Annotated in this window: 1 pseudogene; it reads left to right on the top strand. The window is 39.0% G+C overall.

Features of this window, described 5'->3' with window-relative positions:
* Positions 1-669 (top strand): annotated as a pseudogene (locus IDG60_RS19100) (fibronectin-binding protein); the annotation flags it as partial.

The following is a 669-nucleotide window of genomic DNA, read 5'->3' as shown; positions in this document are numbered from 1 at the left end:
ATAAATTGGGAGCAGCATCAGTATTCTTAGGAACAATGATCGTTGTTGGGATGGGACAAGATAAAGAAGCTGCAGCATCAGAACAAAAGACAACTACAGTAGAAGAAAATGGGAATTCAGCTACTGATAATAAAACAAGTGAAACACAAACAACTGCTACTAACGTTAATCATATAGAAGAAACTCAATCATATAACGCAACAGTAACAGAACAACCGTCAAACGCAACACAAGTAACAACTGAAGAAGCACCAAAAGCAGTACAAGCACCACAAACTGCACAACCAGCAAATGTAGAAACAGTTAAAGAAGAAGAGAAACCTCAAGTTAAGGAAACGACACAACCTCAAGACAATAGCGGAAATCAAAGACAAGTAGATTTAACACCTAAAAAGGTTACACAAAATCAAGGGACAGAAACACAAGTTGAAGTGGCACAGCCAAGAACGGCATCAGAAAGTAAGCCACGTGTGACAAGATCAGCAGATGTAGCGGAAGCTAAGGAAGCTAGTGACGTTTCAGAAGTTAAAGGCACAGATGTTACAAGTAAAGTTACAGTAGAAAGTGGTTCTATTGAGGCACCTCAAGGAAATAAAGTAGAGCCACATGCTGGTCAACGTGTCGTATTGAAATACAAATTGAAATTCGCAGATGGATTAAAAAGAGGAG

This window comes from Staphylococcus sp. EG-SA-2, from assembly GCF_017152085.1.
The sequence above is the reverse complement of the archived record's forward strand: the minus strand, read 5'-3'. Positions and strand labels throughout refer to the sequence as shown.